Source organism: Cecembia lonarensis LW9 (assembly GCF_000298295.1).
Taxonomy (GTDB): domain Bacteria; phylum Bacteroidota; class Bacteroidia; order Cytophagales; family Cyclobacteriaceae; genus Cecembia; species Cecembia lonarensis.
In genome coordinates this window covers 1-17,183 of sequence record NZ_AMGM01000016.1, presented here as the reverse complement: position 1 = coordinate 17,183, position 17,183 = coordinate 1, and the positions used below count along the sequence as shown (strand labels likewise).

The 17,183-nt window shown below is 40.7% G+C and carries 16 protein-coding genes and 1 tRNA gene; 14 read left to right on the top strand and 3 right to left on the bottom strand.

Annotated elements, in window-relative coordinates; all coding sequences use genetic code 11:
• Positions 1-26: 26 nt before the first annotated feature.
• From B879_RS07155 to B879_RS07145, 3 genes are all read right to left on the bottom strand, one after another.
• Positions 27-110: transfer RNA gene (locus B879_RS07155), tRNA-Leu, on the bottom strand.
• 159 nt (positions 111-269) lie between these two features.
• Positions 270-566, bottom strand: coding sequence for a putative quinol monooxygenase (locus B879_RS07150; RefSeq protein WP_009184486.1), 297 nt, complete (start codon positions 564-566; stop codon positions 270-272).
• Positions 566-1,342, bottom strand: a complete 777-nt coding sequence (locus tag B879_RS07145; RefSeq protein ID WP_009184485.1) for an SAM hydrolase/SAM-dependent halogenase family protein — start codon at positions 1,340-1,342, stop codon at positions 566-568. The genes B879_RS07150 and B879_RS07145 overlap by 1 nt, the downstream gene beginning before the upstream one ends.
• A gap of 105 nt (positions 1,343-1,447) precedes the next feature.
• On the opposite strand from B879_RS07145, the gene B879_RS07140 reads away from it, so the two are divergent.
• From B879_RS07140 to B879_RS07075, 14 genes are all read left to right on the top strand, one after another.
• Positions 1,448-2,449, top strand: a complete 1,002-nt coding sequence (locus tag B879_RS07140) for a PhoH family protein (protein WP_009184484.1) — start codon at positions 1,448-1,450, stop codon at positions 2,447-2,449.
• Positions 2,406-2,843, top strand: a complete 438-nt coding sequence (locus B879_RS07135; RefSeq protein WP_009184483.1) for a GNAT family N-acetyltransferase — start codon at positions 2,406-2,408, stop codon at positions 2,841-2,843. Before B879_RS07140 ends, B879_RS07135 begins: the two co-directional genes overlap by 44 nt.
• 36 nt (positions 2,844-2,879) lie before the next feature.
• A complete protein-coding gene (locus B879_RS07130) occupies positions 2,880-3,419 on the top strand; it encodes a hypothetical protein (protein WP_009184482.1) in 540 nt (179 codons plus the stop codon).
• 91 nt (positions 3,420-3,510) lie between these two features.
• Entirely contained in the window at positions 3,511-5,475 is a 1,965-nt protein-coding gene (locus B879_RS07125; RefSeq protein WP_009184481.1) for a ComEC/Rec2 family competence protein, read from the top strand.
• Positions 5,476-5,544: 69 nt separating this feature from the next.
• Positions 5,545-6,324, top strand: coding sequence for an enoyl-CoA hydratase/isomerase family protein (locus tag B879_RS07120; protein ID WP_009184480.1), 780 nt, complete (start codon positions 5,545-5,547; stop codon positions 6,322-6,324).
• A 1-nt stretch (position 6,325) separates the two neighbouring features.
• Positions 6,326-8,236 (top strand): RecQ family ATP-dependent DNA helicase, encoded by a 1,911-nt coding sequence (locus tag B879_RS07115; protein WP_009184479.1) that lies wholly within the window; start codon positions 6,326-6,328, stop codon positions 8,234-8,236.
• On the top strand, positions 8,236-8,826 hold the full coding sequence (locus tag B879_RS07110; RefSeq protein WP_009184478.1) for a hypothetical protein: 591 nt from the start codon (positions 8,236-8,238) through the stop codon (positions 8,824-8,826). The genes B879_RS07115 and B879_RS07110 overlap by 1 nt, the downstream gene beginning before the upstream one ends.
• Positions 8,827-8,830: 4 nt before the next feature.
• Complete coding sequence (locus B879_RS07105; RefSeq protein ID WP_009184477.1) at positions 8,831-9,382, top strand: NUDIX hydrolase; 552 nt, start codon at positions 8,831-8,833, stop codon at positions 9,380-9,382.
• Positions 9,383-9,398: 16 nt separating this feature from the next.
• Positions 9,399-9,839: an acyl-CoA thioesterase gene (locus B879_RS07100; protein ID WP_009184476.1), complete on the top strand. Its 441-nt coding sequence runs from the start codon at positions 9,399-9,401 to the stop codon at positions 9,837-9,839.
• Positions 9,840-9,952: 113 nt separating this feature from the next.
• Positions 9,953-10,663, top strand: a complete 711-nt coding sequence (locus B879_RS07095; protein WP_009184475.1) for a tetratricopeptide repeat protein — start codon at positions 9,953-9,955, stop codon at positions 10,661-10,663.
• Entirely contained in the window at positions 10,663-11,637 is a 975-nt protein-coding gene (locus tag B879_RS07090) for an L-threonylcarbamoyladenylate synthase (protein ID WP_009184474.1), read from the top strand. The genes B879_RS07095 and B879_RS07090 overlap by 1 nt, the downstream gene beginning before the upstream one ends.
• A gap of 83 nt (positions 11,638-11,720) precedes the next feature.
• The gene (locus B879_RS07085) at positions 11,721-12,920 is read left to right on the top strand and encodes a phosphoglycerate kinase (RefSeq protein WP_009184473.1); all 1,200 of its coding nucleotides are present in this window, start codon (positions 11,721-11,723) and stop codon (positions 12,918-12,920) included.
• A gap of 208 nt (positions 12,921-13,128) precedes the next feature.
• Complete coding sequence (locus B879_RS07080; RefSeq protein ID WP_083847932.1) at positions 13,129-13,458, top strand: hypothetical protein; 330 nt, start codon at positions 13,129-13,131, stop codon at positions 13,456-13,458.
• A 258-nt stretch (positions 13,459-13,716) separates the two neighbouring features.
• Positions 13,717-17,160: a ThuA domain-containing protein gene (locus tag B879_RS07075; RefSeq protein ID WP_009184471.1), complete on the top strand. Its 3,444-nt coding sequence runs from the start codon at positions 13,717-13,719 to the stop codon at positions 17,158-17,160.
• The last annotated feature ends 23 nt before the right edge of the window (positions 17,161-17,183 follow it).

The following is a 17,183-nucleotide window of genomic DNA, read 5'->3' as shown; positions in this document are numbered from 1 at the left end:
GATGAGAAGGACCTTTTCTGTTTAAGTACCCAGGGCCGGAGTCGAACCGGCACGAGTGTAACCTCATTGGTGTTTGAGACCAACGCGTCTACCAATTCCGCCACCTGGGCATGGTGCTGTTAAGCGGATTTTTTTATTCCCGGAATTTTTGAAATCATTTGATTTTTAAATTCGGCGGACAAGTCCGCCGCTTGGGAATTTCAAACTTGCCCATTCCTTGCTGAATGGGATGCAAATATGAAGACTATTTTTTTTCCTTGCAAGAAGTCCTAAGGCAGTTCTTCAATTTTTTTCACCGAAAATGCAGTGGGTTTATCCGCAAACAAGGTTTTGGTATACGTCCACACTGATTTAAATAATTCAGAATCACGGTATTGGTTCAGGGCTTCTTCAGAATCCCAATGGCTGTAAGTCATGAAAATATTTTTAATATTTTCATCTTGCCAAAGCTCGAGGTGTCGACACCCTGGAAAATTGCGGATTTTTTCCTTATTGACATCAAAATTATCTTGAAAGGCCTTTACCTTATCTTCCTGGAATGTCATGCGTACTATCCTGATTAACATCAGCTTTCTGTTTCAAAATGTATAAATATAGGACTATCGTACCTCAAACCCAGTAAATCTGCACCATGTCCATGGTTGATACCAATTTCCAATAGGCCTAAGCTATTGAAAAATGCAAAGCAATCTCCCGGCTCAACATGGTCATAAGTACTATTTAACCTATTCAGGCTTTCCCTTCCAAACTCTATGGTGAATTTTCCCGGATTGAGGGTGTCAAAAACCTCTTTGGTGATATTGGTGATCAAATTACCATAATGGTCCACCCTGATCACATGGCCTGTAATCTGTTTCTTTGTAGCCTTAAAGTTTCTTGGAATCATTTTCTTAATGCTGGTCAAAGGCCCTCCAAAATCATGGATGGCTGCTCCTGAAGCGACTTTGGCAGCAATGGGGGCTAAAATATCCTTGGCAGGGAAGGTACTTTGTTGAACATGGATATCTGCAAACTTCACGATAATTCCTGGGTCATTTTCCGAAAGCAGGCTCAAAACTCCATTATTAGGGCCAATAAAAATGTGGTCTTCCAGCTTGACGCCAATGTAGCCATCAGTGACATTACTCGTGGCATTCATAGCCACCAGGTGTACTGTGCCTTTAGGAAACTCTTTGTAAACACTCTTGAGGATGAAGGCTGCATGGGCCACATCATAATTTTCAACCTGATGGGTAATGTCTATAATGTTCAATTGGGGGTTTATGGATAACATTTTAGCCTTTACTGAAGGTACATAATAATCGCTGTCTCCAAAATCTGAGGTGAATGTTATCAAGGCCATATAAGCAAGTCCGTTAAAATTTTATATTTTTGTGATAGGTGTGAACAAAAATATAAATTTATTTATTACACCATTAATAACAAATCATTATTCAAAACAATCGTATTGGTAGAGAAAGTAATTACCTTAGAAAATATTCCCTTACTGGATTTTTTAGGTACGGGAAATGAGAACATCAAGCAGATAGCTGCAGCTTTTCCCCAAAGCAAAGTGGTATCCAGAGGAAATGAAATAAGGATACAGGGAAGGGCTCCGGAAATCCTGCGCATCAATGACCTGCTCAATATGCTTTTACAGCATTTCCATCGTTTTGGTCACATCACACCGGAAAATATAAAGGAATACATCGCGCTGGAAGGAGCTCCATTTGAAGAAAACCAAAAAAATGATGTAATCATTTATGGGAATAAGGGACTGGTGGTTAAACCTAAATCGGCCAACCAAAGAAAACTGGTAGAGGCTTCTTTAAAAAATGACCTTGTTTTTGCACTTGGTCCGGCCGGAACAGGGAAAACGTACATTGCTGTAGCTTTGGCAGTAAGGGCTTTGAAAAACAGAGAGGTCAAAAGAATCATTATTACACGGCCCGCTGTGGAGGCGGGTGAAAATCTTGGGTTTTTACCTGGGGATCTTCAGGAAAAACTCGACCCTTATCTCAGGCCGATTTACGACGCGTTGAGTGATATGGTGCCCTCAGAGAAGCTGAAATTTTACCAGGAAACCAGGGTAATTGAAATAGCTCCACTGGCTTACATGAGGGGGAGAACACTTCATGATGCCTTTGTTTTATTGGATGAAGCCCAGAACACCACCGGTGAGCAAATCAAAATGTTTTTGACCCGTATGGGCCCCAATTCCAAAGTAATCATTACCGGGGACCAAACCCAGGTAGATTTACCTAAGAGGCAAAAATCCGGCTTAAAGGAAGCCCTTCATGTTTTGAAAGATGTCAAAGGTATTGGAATGGTCTATCTTGGGGGAAAAGATGTAATCCGCCATAAATTGGTAAAGTCAATTATAGAAGCCTACGATAAGGTTGAATCTCAAAAAGTATCAGACAAAGATGAAGATAAGCGTACAAAAGGTCCTGAACAAGGAACAGCTTGATAGGGTGTTCCAGATCAGGGAAGAAGTTTTTGTAATCGAACAAGAGGTTGATCCTGCTGAAGAATATGATGAATTTGAAGCCACATCGGTTCATTTTTTGGCCAAATTAGATGGAGATCCTGCAGGAACTGCACGATGGAGATTTACGGATAAAGGGATTAAACTGGAAAGATTTGCAGTTCTCAAACCCATGCGGGGCAAGGGGGTAGGCCAAGCCTTGGTCAAAGCTGTACTGGAAGATATTGGCAGGCAGCCTAAATCCAAAGGAAAAAAATGCTACATGCACGCTCAACTCGATGCCATGCCCCTCTATGCAAAGTTTGGTTTTAAGCAGGTCGGAGAAATGTTTGAGGAGTGTAACATACTACATTATAAAATGGAACTATATTTGTGAGTCAAATAGATCTTAATCCTTTTAAATTTTACCATTATGAAAAAACTATTATTTCTGCTGCCGGCACTTTTGTTGTTTGCCCAGCTAACTTTTGCTCAGTCCTTGGAAAACCCAACAGGTGAGGTCAGGTTAAACTTCCTCAATACCATAATCATAGGCTCTGTAGAATTGGGTTATGAACACTTTGTTGGACACGATCAATCCATAGGAGTAGAATTGCATATCAATGACCGTTTTAATTATAGAAGTGCGTCAGGGGGTAGGGATTTTGACGCCACATCTATTCTATTGTCTTATAATTTTTATTTTGCAGGCGATGAAAATGGAAAATTGCACATTTCTCCCTTCTTTAAGTACAGGTTTGGGGAGTTTAGAGAGGCCGTTGATGGGTCAGGTGTTACTACTACAGATTTGAACAGTGGTTATATCGGACTGATAGGAGGCTACAAGTGGAACTACAATAATTTTGCTTTTGGTCCATTTGCTGCTGTGGCCAGAGGATTTTCTTCAAAAGTTGCCGATCGTTTCAATGCGGTTGAATTTAGGGCAGGCTTGAATGTGGGATACAGGTTCTGATTAACTTATCCGATTAAATCATAGTAGAAGGGGGCCTATCGGTCCCCTTTTTTATTTTTTCTACGTAAATTTTCTTCAAACTTTTAAGCCTATGATTTTTGCAGATTTTCCATTTTTGAGATACCTGATGTTTTTTATAGTCGGGATTCTACTGTATCCATTCTTTCAGGAACTTCCTTTGAAGGGGGTGGTATTGATGTTAGGCTTGGGTTGGGTTATTTATGCTTTACTCTTGATTTCCGTGGAGAGGAACCAACTTTTCCCACGCTTTAGATTTATATTCCCTTGCCTGGCCTTTCTACAATTGGTACTGGCTGGTTTGATTTTTTCTTATCTCCGTGATTTCAAGAATGACCTAAACCACCTGATTCATGTTGAAGAAGAAGTCAAAGGTTACTTGGCTTTGGTGGTGGGGCAGGATGAAGCCAAACCTAATTCTATTGCCAATCGCGTATTCTTAAAAAAAATATGGGTCGGAGATGAGTTGCGGGAAAGTAAGGGAGAAGTACTGGTGTATCATAGGGCTAATCTAGGTTTATCGCCAGGAGACCTAATTTGGATAAAAGGAAAGCCCCAGTATATCCCTGGACCAACTAATCCAGATGAATTTAATTATCAAAAATTCACCAGCAGACAAGGGGTAGCCCATCGGCACTTTATTGGAGACCAATTTGAAGTTTTGGGAAGCGTATCTGAATTTCCTATTGAGTCCTTTTTTATCAGACTTCGTAGAGCGCTTATGGACCGAATGGATAGGGTTTTTAAAGATTCCAAGGCTGTTCAAATTGCCAAGGCCTTGCTATTGGGGCAAAAGAAAACCTTAGATAAAGAACTGAGTGATGCCTATGCGACCGCAGGAGCCATGCACGTATTGGCAGTATCGGGCTTGCATGTGGGGATCATATATGGGTTCTTCTTTCTTTGGATTAAGCCTTACCGTCTAGGTATTAGAAAAAGGGTGTTGTACTTAAGCACCATTATTTTACTCATCTGGGCCTATGCTTTATTGACCGGGATGTCTCCTTCCGTGATGCGCGCGGCGACCATGTTTTCACTCATGGCACTGGCGCAAATGAAGGCTAGGAATCCTTCGATTTTCAATGCTATTGCCCTTTCTGCGCTCATTCTTTTGGTTTTTGATCCCATGCTTATCTATGCTGTTGGCTTCCAGTTGTCTTATGTCGCCCTGTTAGGCATTTTGCTGATTCAGCCCATTCTGGTGAAAACCTGGCTGCCAGCCAATAAAATATTGGAATATGCCTGGCAGATCAGCACGGTGGGACTGGCAGCTCAGATCGCTACTTTTCCATTATCAGCCTACTATTTCCATATTTTCCCCACCTATTTTTTGCTTTCCAATTTGGTGGCAATACCCGGGGCATTTCTTATCATGACGGTAGGGATACCCTTTATGCTTTTTTCCAAATTCACATTAATAGGTTCATCACTTGGCTTCTTGACTGAGAGGATCATCAAGTTATTCAATACCTTGGTCTTAGCCATTCAAGATTTGCCTGGGGCCAGAGTCTCTAGTATTTATTTGGATAGTTTTGAAGTATACCTGTATTTTTTGTTTTTGGGCTTGTGCTTATGGTTGTACCATCAGCCAAGAAAGGCCTTATTATGGACATTGTTGGCGGGGTTATTCTCCTTTGGTATTCACAGGTTGATCCCTTATCACCTTCACCCCCAAAAAGAAGTATTGACGGTTTACCAAATGGATAAGGGGTTTGCCATTGATTTCGAGCAATCCTTGTCGCTTTTTACCTATGATGCTGCCGACAATTCATCAATAAGTTTCAAAGTGTCTCCACATCGGGAAAGAAGAGGGATTGAAAAGCAGTACCCTTTACAGGTGTTAGAAAAGGAGACTGCTAAAGTATTATTGCTGCCCAATGGAGCATTGCTGTCCCTATTAGATGAGGGATTAATTATTGCTACTCCTTCCGTTCCCCAACATGAATTATGCTCATGGGGAAATGGGGTTTGGACGCCAATGGCCAATTTGGATACTTTGAATTTTGGGGCCTCAGCTTATAGGGTAGTTTTTGACTGATATGATGACATCGTTATTTTTGATTAGCTTTCTTTCTATATATTTAGCCATTCATAATACCAAATCATAATGACAGCACAGCCCATCATCACATACAAAAAAGAAAGAATCGGGTATTTAGAATTGAATAGACCCGAAAAGCGTAATGCCCTGAATGCTGAAATGGTAGCAGCTTTAATGGAGGCGATTATTGAATTTGAGCAAGATCAGGAGGTAAAAGTGATGGTGATCAAAGCCGCTGGAAAAGCATTCTGCTCAGGTGCAGACCTTGCCTACCTTCAATCCCTGCAAACCAATACCTTTGAGGAAAACCTGGTGGATAGCCGAAATCTCATGGCACTTTTTTATAAAATATATACATCATCTAAAGTGATTATTGCCCAAATTCAGGGGCATGCCTTGGCGGGAGGCTGTGGTTTGGCTACTGTATGTGATCTTTCTTTTGCCGTTCCAGAAGCCAAGTTTGGCTATACGGAAGTAAAAATCGGATTTATTCCTGCCATTGTTAAGGTGTTTCTCCTGCGCAAAATTGGAGAAGGTAAAGCCAAGCAATTGCTGCTGGATGGGGATTTGATTTCAGCGGTAGAGGCACAGGCCATGGGCTTAGTAAATTGGTTGGTCAGTGCAGAACAGTTGGAAGAGAGGGTTTATGAATATGTCCAAAAATTAATACGACAGAATTCAGAACAGTCCATGGCTTTGACTAAGGAAATGATAGGAAGGGTTCAGGAGAAAACTTTGGAAGAAGGTTTGGAATATGCCGCAGTCATGAATGCCAAGGCCAGAGGAACTGCCGATTGTCAAAAAGGAATAGCTGCCTTTTTAAATAAGGAAACAATTAACTGGTGATTTGAAAGCCCAAGCTTACCATATTCTTCAAACCGTATTTGGTTACAGTGATTTCAGGCCTGCCCAACTCGATATTGTCATGGCTTCTCTTGAAGGCAGGGACTGTTTGGCTTTGTTACCTACCGGTGGTGGTAAATCCATTTGTTTTCAGGTTCCTGCATTGGCCCAAGAGGGGATTTGTATCGTCATCAGTCCTCTTATTGCTTTGATGAAGGATCAGGTGGATAATCTGAGAAAAAGAGGGGTTTTAGCTGCAGCCATTTATTCAGGAATGGGTAGAAGGGAAATAGACACGGTACTTGACAATTGTATTTATGGGAATTACAGGTTTTTATATGTATCTCCGGAAAGGCTAAAGACAGAACTTTTTATAGAAAGATTCAAACGCATGAAGGTGAACCTGATCGCAGTAGATGAGGCCCATTGTATTTCCCAATGGGGTTATGATTTCCGGCCACCCTATTTGGAAATAGCCAAAATCAGGGAGTTTCATCCGGGTATCCCCTGCCTTGCGCTCACAGCTTCCGCCACCCTGCAAGTCAAACAGGATATCATTGATAAACTGGAAATGAAGGATCCTGCTGTTTTTGTCCGCTCATTTTCCAGGAAAAACCTGAGTTATTCTGTGAGATTGGCGGAGAATAAGTTGGAAAAAGCCTTGGAGATTCTACAGAAAATCCAGGGGGCGGCGATTGTTTATGTCAGGAATCGCAAAGGAACTAAGGAAATAGCATCAGTTCTAAATCGGATGGGGATATCGGCAACTTTTTATCATGCTGGCCTGGATAACCAAATCAGAGAAACCCGTCAAAATGAGTGGAAACAAAATCGTATTCGCGTGATGGTGGCTACCAATGCCTTTGGCATGGGAATAGATAAACCTGATGTCAGGTTGGTATTGCACCTAGATCTACCAGAAAACCTGGAAAATTATTATCAAGAAGCAGGTAGGGCAGGTAGGGACGAAAAAAAAGCCTACGCGGTATTGATTACACATCAACAGGATCTTACGGTCCTTGAGGAAAGGTCGGCAACAGCTTATCCTCCGGCAGATTTCCTTAAAAAAATTTACCAAAGCTTGGCCAATTATTTTCGCATAGCAGTCGGAAGTGGATTCATGAGTAGTTTTGATTTTGACCTATCAAACTTCGTTTCGACTTATAATGTTGAACTTTTAAGTAGTTATAACGCCCTCAAAGTATTACAAGAAGAAGGCTTATTGGAACTTAATGAAAGTTTTTTTAGCCCTTCGACCATGAAGTTTTTGGTCGATCAAAGCAAAATTTATGAATTTCAGATTGCCAATGCCAAACTTGATCCTTTGGTAAAAATTTTATTGCGCTCCTATGGCGGAGAGTTATTTATGGATTTCCTCAAAATTCAGGAAGGGAAGTTGGCCAAAGCATTGAATCTATCTGAGCAGGATGTGATACGTATGTTGAAACATATGGACAAAGTAGGCGTAATTGCCTATAATCAACGTAAGGATCAGCCGCAGATAACATTTTTGACTGAACGTTACGATGCCGGAAAACTGCCATTGAACCTAAGACGTATAGAGGAAAGGAGGCGTAATGCAATAGTAAAGGCTGCCGCAATGGTGACATATGTCAAGCAAAAAACAATGTGTCGCTCCAATCAGATTTCCTTTTATTTCGGTGAAGATACGGATGTGAGATGTGGTATTTGTGACGTATGTATAGCGCAGAAAAAAGAACAGGTCAATGAGGAGCAGCACTTAAAAAACATAATTATTCAAAACTTAAAGCGGGGAACCTTGTTTTCCATTCATAACTTCCAGGAGCTACCTGGTCTTGAAGATGAACAGAACGCCATTAAGGTTTTACGCGAAATGGAAGAAGAAGGGCTCATAGTAACAGCCCCAAATGGTATTTATAAACTTAATCTTTAATGGCTTCATTTATAGACGATTTACTGGGGCGTCTTTTCCCCAAAAAAACAAAGCAGGTTCAAATCAAGGAAAACTTCAAGCAGTCAGAATCCGAAAAAGATGCAGGAACCGAGTGGGAATTATCTGAAGAGGGTAAGTCCATGTTAGCCTTGGTTGCTAAGAATTATCATTTCAAGAAATCAGGGATTAACAACTATCCAGAGGTACATATTTTGAATTCACCTTATGCCAATGGTTTTGCTGTTTCTTATGATAGTCCCTTTGATGAAAAAACTTTTTCTTATCTTTTCTTTGCTTTTGGCAAGCGAATATTAGATTTGGGATATAATCAAGTGAGTTTGGACAGAAAAATTGAAGAATTAAAAGATTTTGTCAAGACCACAGAAAAACAATATTTTAAGCTGCCTTTGAGTAATGTTGATTTTGGACAAAAGATAGACCAGTTATTTGGGAACATCAGTGTAGAAAAGGTGAGTATTAACGATAAGCCCAGTTTCTTAAAGATTTTAGTCACAGTTTACTCCGATCATTTATATCAGGAGGCAAAACCTTTCGACCAATTTATCGACGAAATATTTGAAAACACATAATGATATGGATAGACTTTCTCTAAGAACTAACCTTGAAAACTACAGGACGCCTTTTGAGGAAGAAGCCTCCTTTATCCCTGATTTTACTGCCCTTACCTACGATAAAAATGCTTTTGTGAGAGAAAGGCTAGCCGGACATTTTACAGGATCAGCTTGGATTGTTAACAAAAGGAGGACGCATGCCTTGATGACTTTGCATAGAAAGCTTAACAGATGGCTACAATTGGGAGGGCATGCAGATGGCAATGAGAACCTCTTGGAGGTAGCATTATTGGAAGCCCAGGAAGAAAGTGGTTTGACCTCGCTGAGGATTGTAGATGCGGGTATTTTTGATATAGACAGGCATGTCATTCCCCAAAAAGGTGAAATTCCAGAGCATTTTCATTATGATGTAAGGTTTCTCATTGAAGCGGAAATGAATGAACCTCTGGTGATTTCTGAAGAGAGTAAAGATTTGGCATGGATTCCCTTTGATGCGGTGGATGATTTGGTGGGTTTTAATCCTTCTATTTTGAGGATGCTTGAAAAAACCAGTAAGTCTGAAATATTGCTTTAATTCTATTTTATTCATCATGAAGAATTACAGTATAGAGGAAGTCAAATCCTCTTTTTCTTTTTCTGTCCCAGTTCAGGTGCGCTATTCTGATATTGATGGGTATATGCATGTTAATAATGGTGTATATTTCAGTTACTTCGAGCATGCACGGGCTGCTTTCTTGTATAAGGTTTGCAATTGGGATATTATGAAAACCGGAACTGTCGTCGCCAATATAAATATTGATTACCTGAAACCCATTCATGTTTTTGACCTTATAAAAGTTTATGTTCGGTGTATTCATATTGGTCGGAGCTCTTTCGTTTTGGAACAAGTGCTGATGGGGAATAGTGAAAAAGGGGAAAATAAAGTATTTGCTCAGGCCCTTACCACCATGGTTTCGGTGAATATGCAAACCATGAAGCCCGTGCCAGTACCACCTGATTATGCCCTAAAATTGATGGCAAAGGAAGACTAAGCCTGTAAAATCATTATCTTTACGGGGTAAAGCATTGAGCACCTTAAGGAGCTTTAAATTTTTGCAACGAACTGAAAAAGCAGCCGTACTTAACAGGTAAAAAATCTAAAACAGTGAGAAATAATATAATTTGGCTAGTAGTGATAGCAATGATCTGGTCTTGTAGTCCTTCAGATGAAGAATTGTTTGAAGAGGGGGTAAAGCTTCTACAAAACTCTCAATATCAAAAAGCGATAGAATTTTTTGATCGAGCGATCGAAAAGAATCCTGACAATACTTCTGCCCTTAATGCCAAAGGAGTGGCACTTTTCCAACAGGGGAAATATGATGATGCCATAGCAGTGTTTTCTGCTTCAATCGAATTAGATCCCAATAGCTACAAGCCTTTTTTTAACCGTGGAAATGCCTATTTGGAAAAAAAGGAATTTAGAGAAGCTTTATTGGATTATAATATGGCTAATGGTTTAGACCCTCAGCAAGTGGATGTATATTATAACCGCGGCTTGGCACTTTTGGGATTGGAGGAATATGAAGATGCCATTTTTGATTTGGATGTGGTCATTCAAGCGGTCCCCGAACATGCCTTGGCGCATTTCAATAAAGCTAAATCCCAACTTGGTAATAACGATCCTGTAGGTGCTGTTGAATCCCTTTTTGCTACGGTTAATTTGGATAGTAGAAATGGTGCTGCTTATTATTTGCTGGGTGTAACTCAGATGAGTGCTTTCGGGCAAAAGGAAGAAGGCTGTGCCAATCTCAAAATGGCCCTTAATTTAGGTTTTACTGAAGCCAAGAGTTGGGTGGATGATTTTTGTTCCGAATAATGGCTGAAATCGGAAAAGATATTGACAAAGCAAAAGCGATTTTGGAGAAGGGCGAATTGGTCGCTATTCCCACGGAGACTGTTTATGGTTTGGCGGGGAATGCCCTGAATCAGGATGCAGTAGCCAAAATTTTTGCTGTAAAAAGCAGGCCTAGCTTTGATCCTTTAATCCTTCATACCAGTGATTTAGAGCGAATTCATGAATTTGTTTCAGATATTCCTGAGCCTCTGGAAAAACTGGCGCTTGCTTTTTGCCCTGGACCACTGACTTTATTGTTGCCTAAAAAAAGTCTGGTTCCTGATTTGGTGACCAGTGGTTTGGAAACTGTAGCCGTAAGGGTTCCAGATCATCCACTGACCCAAGCGCTACTGGCCAGCTTAAGTTTTCCACTGGCGGCCCCAAGTGCCAATCCATTTGGTTACATCAGTCCCACAAAGGCCAGCCATGTCAACGATCAGTTGGGAAAAAAAATTGAATATATTCTGGATGGAGGAGATTGTCAGGTTGGTGTTGAAAGTACGATTGTTGGTATGGAAGGAGATGAGGTGATAGTTTATCGTTTGGGTGGATTGGACTTGAGGTCCATTGAGTCCATTGTTGGAAAAGTTGAGGTGATGGCCCATTCCAGTAGTGATCCCAAGTCGCCTGGTATGTTAAAAAGTCATTATGCGCCCAGGAAACCATTAATTCTTGGAGACCTGGATAAATTGGTTCCGGTTTATCGTTCTAAGGGGGAGAATATAGGGGTACTGGCTTTTAGAAGTGTATATCCCGAACTTCTTGGTCAATTTCAAATACAGTTGAGTCCTTCAGGAGACCTTACGGAGGCAGCAAAAAATCTTTTTGCCGCCATGAGGGCTTTGGATAGCATGGATGTTTCTGTAATTTTATCAGAAGAAGTGCCAGATGTGGGTTTAGGAAAAGCCATTAATGACAGGCTGAGGAGGGCAGCAGCTCAGGAAATTGAGGAATGATATTTGTAAATTCTAAATAAGTATAAGCTCGAAATAGGTTTTTACAATTAAATTTTAACCAAACCTTTTAAACATAAAAGCATATGATCAACAGAATTAAAAGCGTGGACAATCTGGATTTTAAAGGTAAAAGAGCCCTGATTAGGGTAGATTTTAATGTCCCTTTGGATGAACATCAAAGTGTTACAGACGATACGAGAATTAGAGCAGCCATCCCAACGATTGAAAAAATACTCAAGCAGGGAGGCTCAGTCGTTTTAATGTCTCATTTGGGAAGGCCAAAGGATGGGCCTACCGATAAGTACTCGCTTAGACATGTAGTGGCTAGCCTTCAAAAATTACTCAACAAACCAGTTAAATTTGCGCCTGATTGTATTGGTGATGAAGCAAGGAATCTTGCAGTTGGATTAAAGGATGGTGAGGTGCTGTTGTTGGAAAATTTAAGGTTTTACAAGGAAGAGGAGAAGGGTGATGCTGCATTTGCCGAGAAATTGTCCAAATTAGGAGATGTATATGTCAATGATGCCTTCGGCACAGCTCACAGGGCACATGCCTCTACGGCTGTTATTGCCCAATTTTTCAATACCAAAGCAGCCGGTTACCTGATGTTCTCTGAATTGAACAATGCAGACAAGGTATTGGAAAACCCACAAAGGCCATATACTGCCATCATGGGTGGTGCTAAAATATCCGATAAAATTTTGATCATTGAAAGGTTACTGGATAAGGTGGATAACCTGATCATTGGAGGAGGAATGTCTTACACTTTTTCCAAAGCCAAGGGTGGAACAATAGGGAATTCCCTATGTGAAGAGGATAAATTGGATTATGTCTTGGGCTTAATGAAAAAAGCTGAGGAAAAAGGGGTGAAGATTTATCTTCCTGTAGACACAGTTACCTCCAAAGCCTTTGCGAATGATGCTGAACAGGGACTTGCCAAAGCTGGAGAAATTCCTGATGGTTGGATGGGGCTGGATATTGGTCCCGAAACAAGAAAGTTATTTGCAGACGTGATCAAATCTTCAAAAACTGTTTTATGGAATGGCCCTATGGGTGTATTTGAAATGAGCAGTTTTGTCAATGGAACGGTGGCTGTGGCAGAGGCTATTGCAACAGCCACAGCAGGTGGGGCTTTCTCTCTTATTGGCGGAGGGGATTCTGCCGCAGCGGTCAACAAGTTCGGTTTTGGAGACAAAGTTTCTTACGTTTCCACAGGAGGCGGTGCATTATTAGAACACATGGAAGGCAAAGTACTTCCGGGAGTCGCTGCGCTAGAACCATGAAAATCTTTTATAGAATGAAACAAAGAAAGGCCAATATCGGTCTTTCTTTGTTTTTGTAATTCTTCCTGTTAATCAAGAACTTGGAGCAAACTTTTAACAATTTGGAAAACAATGATATATTTGAAAATTCGTTATAATGCATAAGCTTTAAAAACCTTTTTATTAAGTTTCAACCTGAATAGTGAAATTCAACCCACTTTTATTTGATATGAAAAAATCAATACTATGCCTGATTCTTTTTGCGGGGATAACTGTTTCCTGCCTGGATATTGAGAAAATCAATGAAACCTGTGAAGTTTATATCGTAATGGATGACGGCTCTGTTCGCTTTTACGAGATTTCTGAAGATGTAAGGAGAAACAAAGCAACCGGCGTTTTCACCTATAGGGATGAGTCGGGAAGGCTTTGGTCCATCAATCAGGATCCTGAGACAGGGGAATGGTACTCTAAAAGTACAGATGAAAGGCCTAGGCTGGTTGAAAGAATTGTTTGCGGGGAAAAAACATTCCTAGAGCCGGAGGAGGAAGAGGAGGGTTGATTTTTCAAATATCAATCGTATACCCTTAAAAAACGTAAGCAGCTTAACTCAATTGATATTTAAATCAGTGGATGATTGATACTTATTTTTTACCCAACATGTAATTTTCACATGTTGATTGTTTGGCATGAAACTTTTTTTTTAACTTTCAGGCAGTTAGAAAGGGATTGACCAATCTTAATCAGAAATCACCATTTATGGGAATTAGTTCTCAAATACTTAATTATTCACTTTATATTTCCTGAAAATCAATAACCTATGATAGCCTATAAAATTGTTAAAAGCAGTTTATTACTTGCTTTATTAACCTTATTTGTATTTGCCTCTTGTAACAAAAGGAGTGGAAAGCCAAAAGTTCTTGTTTTCAGTAAAACGGCTGGATTTTATCATGAGTCCATTCCTGACGGCATTGCGGCGATTCAGAAGCTGGGTGCTGAGAATGGTTTTGACGTTGATACTACCACCAATGCGGAGCTTTTCAATGAAGAAAATCTCAAGCAGTATGCTGCAGTCATTTGGTTGAGTACAACTGGAGATGTGCTGAATCATTATCAAGAAGCGGACTTTGAACGTTATATTCAAGCTGGAGGAGGCTTTGTAGGAATTCATGCTGCCTCTGATACAGAATATCATTGGGGTTGGTACAATCGTCTTGTTGGGGGCTATTTTTCTTATCATCCCGGTATTGGGGATCCATACCCCAATGTTCAGGAAGGCACCTTGAATGTTACGGATAGAAAACATCAGAGCACCCGATTTTTGCCTGAAATATGGAACAGAAGAGATGAATGGTATCATTTTAAAAAATTAAATCCTGACGTCAATGTTCTGATGGATATCGATGAGGAAAGTTACCAACACACCCAACCGATGGGTTTTCATCCTATGGCATGGTACCATGAATATGATGGAGGAAGAGCCTGGTATACTGCCGGAGGCCATACCAAAGAATCTTTTACAGAAGAGCTTTTTCTCCAGCATATTTTAGAAGGTATTAAGTATGCGATGGGAGATAATAAGAAGCTGGATTATTCCAAAGCTAAGACCCAAAGGTTACCAGAAGAGAACAGGTTTGAAAAGACACAACTGGTTTTAGGAGAGTTTACCGAGCCTACCGAAATGACTATCTTACCCAATTTAGATATTTTGATTGCTCAGAGAAGGGGAGAGGTTCTACTTTATAAAAACGGAGATTCAACAGTAAGCGAAGTGGCTAAATTTGATGTTTACTGGAAAACTGATGTTCCCGGAGTCAATGCAGAAGAGGGATTGATGGGAATTCAAAAAGATCCAAATTTCTCGAAAAATGGATACGTATTTGTATTTTATAGTCCGGCAGGTGATCAGGAAATCAATAGGCTTTCGAGGTTTACTTTTAAAAATGACACCTGGGATATGGCTTCAGAAAAAGTCATTTTGGAGCTTTATTCCCAGCGCAACATTTGTTGCCATACCGGAGGCTCGATAGCTTTTGATAAGGATGGTCTGCTCTATCTTTCTACTGGCGATAATTCCACACCATTTGATCAAGCAAACAGCCGTTTTGTCAATAGAGGCTATGCTCCATTGGACGATCGTCCAGGGTTTGAGCAATTTGATGCCAGAAGAAGTTCCGGTAATTCCAATGACTTAAGGGGTAAAATTATTCGAATCAAAGTAAATGAGGACGGAAGCTACAGTATTCCGGCAGGAAATCTTTATCCCCAGGGAGTGGAAGGTGCCAGACCAGAGATATATGTCCAAGGTAACAGAAACCCCTACAGGATTTCTGTAGATCAAAAGACGGGATTCCTGTATTGGGGGGAAGTGGGACCTGATGCCAATGTAGATAGTTTGTCAACCAGAGGCCCAAGGGGTTATGATGAAGTCAATCAGGCCAGAAAAGCAGGTAATTTTGGCTGGCCCTATTTTGTTGGAGATAATTATGCTTATGTAGAATACGATTACGCGACAGGAAAATCAGGTTCATCTTATGATGTTTCCAAACCTGTAAATAATTCAAGAAATAATACAGGTTTGCGCGAACTTCCACCTGCTGAGCCTGCATTTATTTGGTATCCATATGGGATATCTGATGATTTCCCCCAATTGGGAACGGGGGGAAGGAATGCCATGGCCGGACCTGTGTACTATTCGGATATGTTTCCTAAAGAAAGTAGGTACCCTGCTTATTATGATGGGAAGCTATTTATTTACGATTGGGTTAGGGGATGGATAAAAGTGGTAACCATGCAGGAAAATGGTGACTTTGATAAAATGGAGCCTTTTATGTCTTCCACCAAATTCAATGCGATGATCGATATGGAAGTGGGGCCTGATGGGAAAATTTATATCCTTGAATATGGAAATGGCTGGTTTAGTAAAAACCCAGACTCAGGTCTTTCGAGAATTGATTTCAATGCAGGAAATAGGAGTCCGGTAGTTACAGGTATTGCTGTAGATAAAACTTCAGGCGCACTACCTTTCACAGCCACTTTTACCGTGGAGGCCAGTGACCCTGAAAATGATCCATTGTCTTTTACCTGGGATTTGGGAACTGGGGAAAAGATCACCACCAAAGAACCAAGTTTGACATATACTTTTAAAGAAATCGGTGATTTCGATGTGCAGGTAGAAGTCAGTGATCCTGCCAAGTTATCTGCAAAAAGTACTATTGTTTCTGTCTATGCAGGCAATATTGCACCAGAGGTCAATATTCAAATTTTGGGCAACCAAAGTTTCTATTTCCCAGGTCAATCCGTTAGCTATAGCATTACAGTAAATGACCCTGATGATCCTGCTGCGGGGGATGATCTTTCAACACTTTATGTTTCTGCTGATTACATTTCCGGAATGGATCAGGCTGAAGCTTCTAAAGGTCATTTGATTATGACTGAGGCTATGATAGGAAAAAGCTTGGTAAGTACACTTACCTGTAAGACCTGTCATAAGGAAGATGAAGCCTCCATTGGACCATCTTATGTAGATGTTGCTAGGAAATACAGGAGAAACGCTGATGCAGCCAGCTATTTGATCAACAAGATCCAAAAAGGCGGAGGTGGCGTTTGGGGAGAAACAGTCATGCCTGCTAATCCTGATCTAAAATTTGATGATGCCAGTAAGATCACCTCCTACATCCTATCCTTGGGCAGAAGGACAGCGGAAAAACCTTCACTGCCTGCTTCAGGTTCAATAGATCCTACAGTAGGTAAAGTGCTGAGCCCTACAGGTGTCTTTGTGCTTTCGGCAAGCTTTACTGACAGAGGTGGTGATAATATTAAGCCTCTCACCGGAAATACTTCAGTGGCCTTGAAAAATCCAACGATGAGTATGGGACAGGTCAGAAATCTGGAAGGTGCCAGTACCATGAATTTTAATGGTATGGATTTGTTGATTCTACCATCAGCTCAGGCTTCTTTCATGATTCCTCAAATTGACTTGACCGATATCGGCTCCTTAGTATTAACAGGAGGTGGCCAAGAGGCCTCAAGGAAGGGGTTTGCGATTGAGTTAAGGCTTGGCAGTATTTCAGGAGAGAAAATAGGAGAAGGGGTTTTCAAAGTGAGTAGTCAAGGCGAAGGCGGATTGATGTATGGCATGGGTGTTTTGCCCATCAAGGAGCCTCAAGCTGGAAAATTACAGGATATCTATGTGATAAGTAAGGCCTTGGAAGGAGATGAACCCAATGCTGCTCTTATGTCCTTAGAGTTTAAAAGGAAATGATTCACAACAATAAGGCCACACTC

Bases quoted from the DNA above. Each gene is read 5' to 3' on its own strand.
- B879_RS07080 (WP_083847932.1), top strand. From the start codon at position 13,129: ATGAAAAAATCAATACTATGCCTGATTCTTTTTGCGGGGATAACTGTT.
- B879_RS07150 (WP_009184486.1), bottom strand. From the start codon at position 566: ATGTTAATCAGGATAGTACGCATGACATTCCAGGAAGATAAGGTAAAG.
- B879_RS07145 (WP_009184485.1), bottom strand. From the start codon at position 1,342: ATGGCCTTGATAACATTCACCTCAGATTTTGGAGACAGCGATTATTAT.
- B879_RS07085 (WP_009184473.1), top strand. From the start codon at position 11,721: ATGATCAACAGAATTAAAAGCGTGGACAATCTGGATTTTAAAGGTAAA.
- B879_RS07130 (WP_009184482.1), top strand. From the start codon at position 2,880: ATGAAAAAACTATTATTTCTGCTGCCGGCACTTTTGTTGTTTGCCCAG.
- B879_RS07120 (WP_009184480.1), top strand. From the start codon at position 5,545: ATGACAGCACAGCCCATCATCACATACAAAAAAGAAAGAATCGGGTAT.
- B879_RS07125 (WP_009184481.1), top strand. From the start codon at position 3,511: ATGATTTTTGCAGATTTTCCATTTTTGAGATACCTGATGTTTTTTATA.
- B879_RS07075 (WP_009184471.1), top strand. From the start codon at position 13,717: ATGATAGCCTATAAAATTGTTAAAAGCAGTTTATTACTTGCTTTATTA.
- B879_RS07090 (WP_009184474.1), top strand. From the start codon at position 10,663: ATGGCTGAAATCGGAAAAGATATTGACAAAGCAAAAGCGATTTTGGAG.
- B879_RS07105 (WP_009184477.1), top strand. From the start codon at position 8,831: ATGGATAGACTTTCTCTAAGAACTAACCTTGAAAACTACAGGACGCCT.
- B879_RS07100 (WP_009184476.1), top strand. From the start codon at position 9,399: ATGAAGAATTACAGTATAGAGGAAGTCAAATCCTCTTTTTCTTTTTCT.
- B879_RS07135 (WP_009184483.1), top strand. From the start codon at position 2,406: ATGAAGATAAGCGTACAAAAGGTCCTGAACAAGGAACAGCTTGATAGG.
- B879_RS07110 (WP_009184478.1), top strand. From the start codon at position 8,236: ATGGCTTCATTTATAGACGATTTACTGGGGCGTCTTTTCCCCAAAAAA.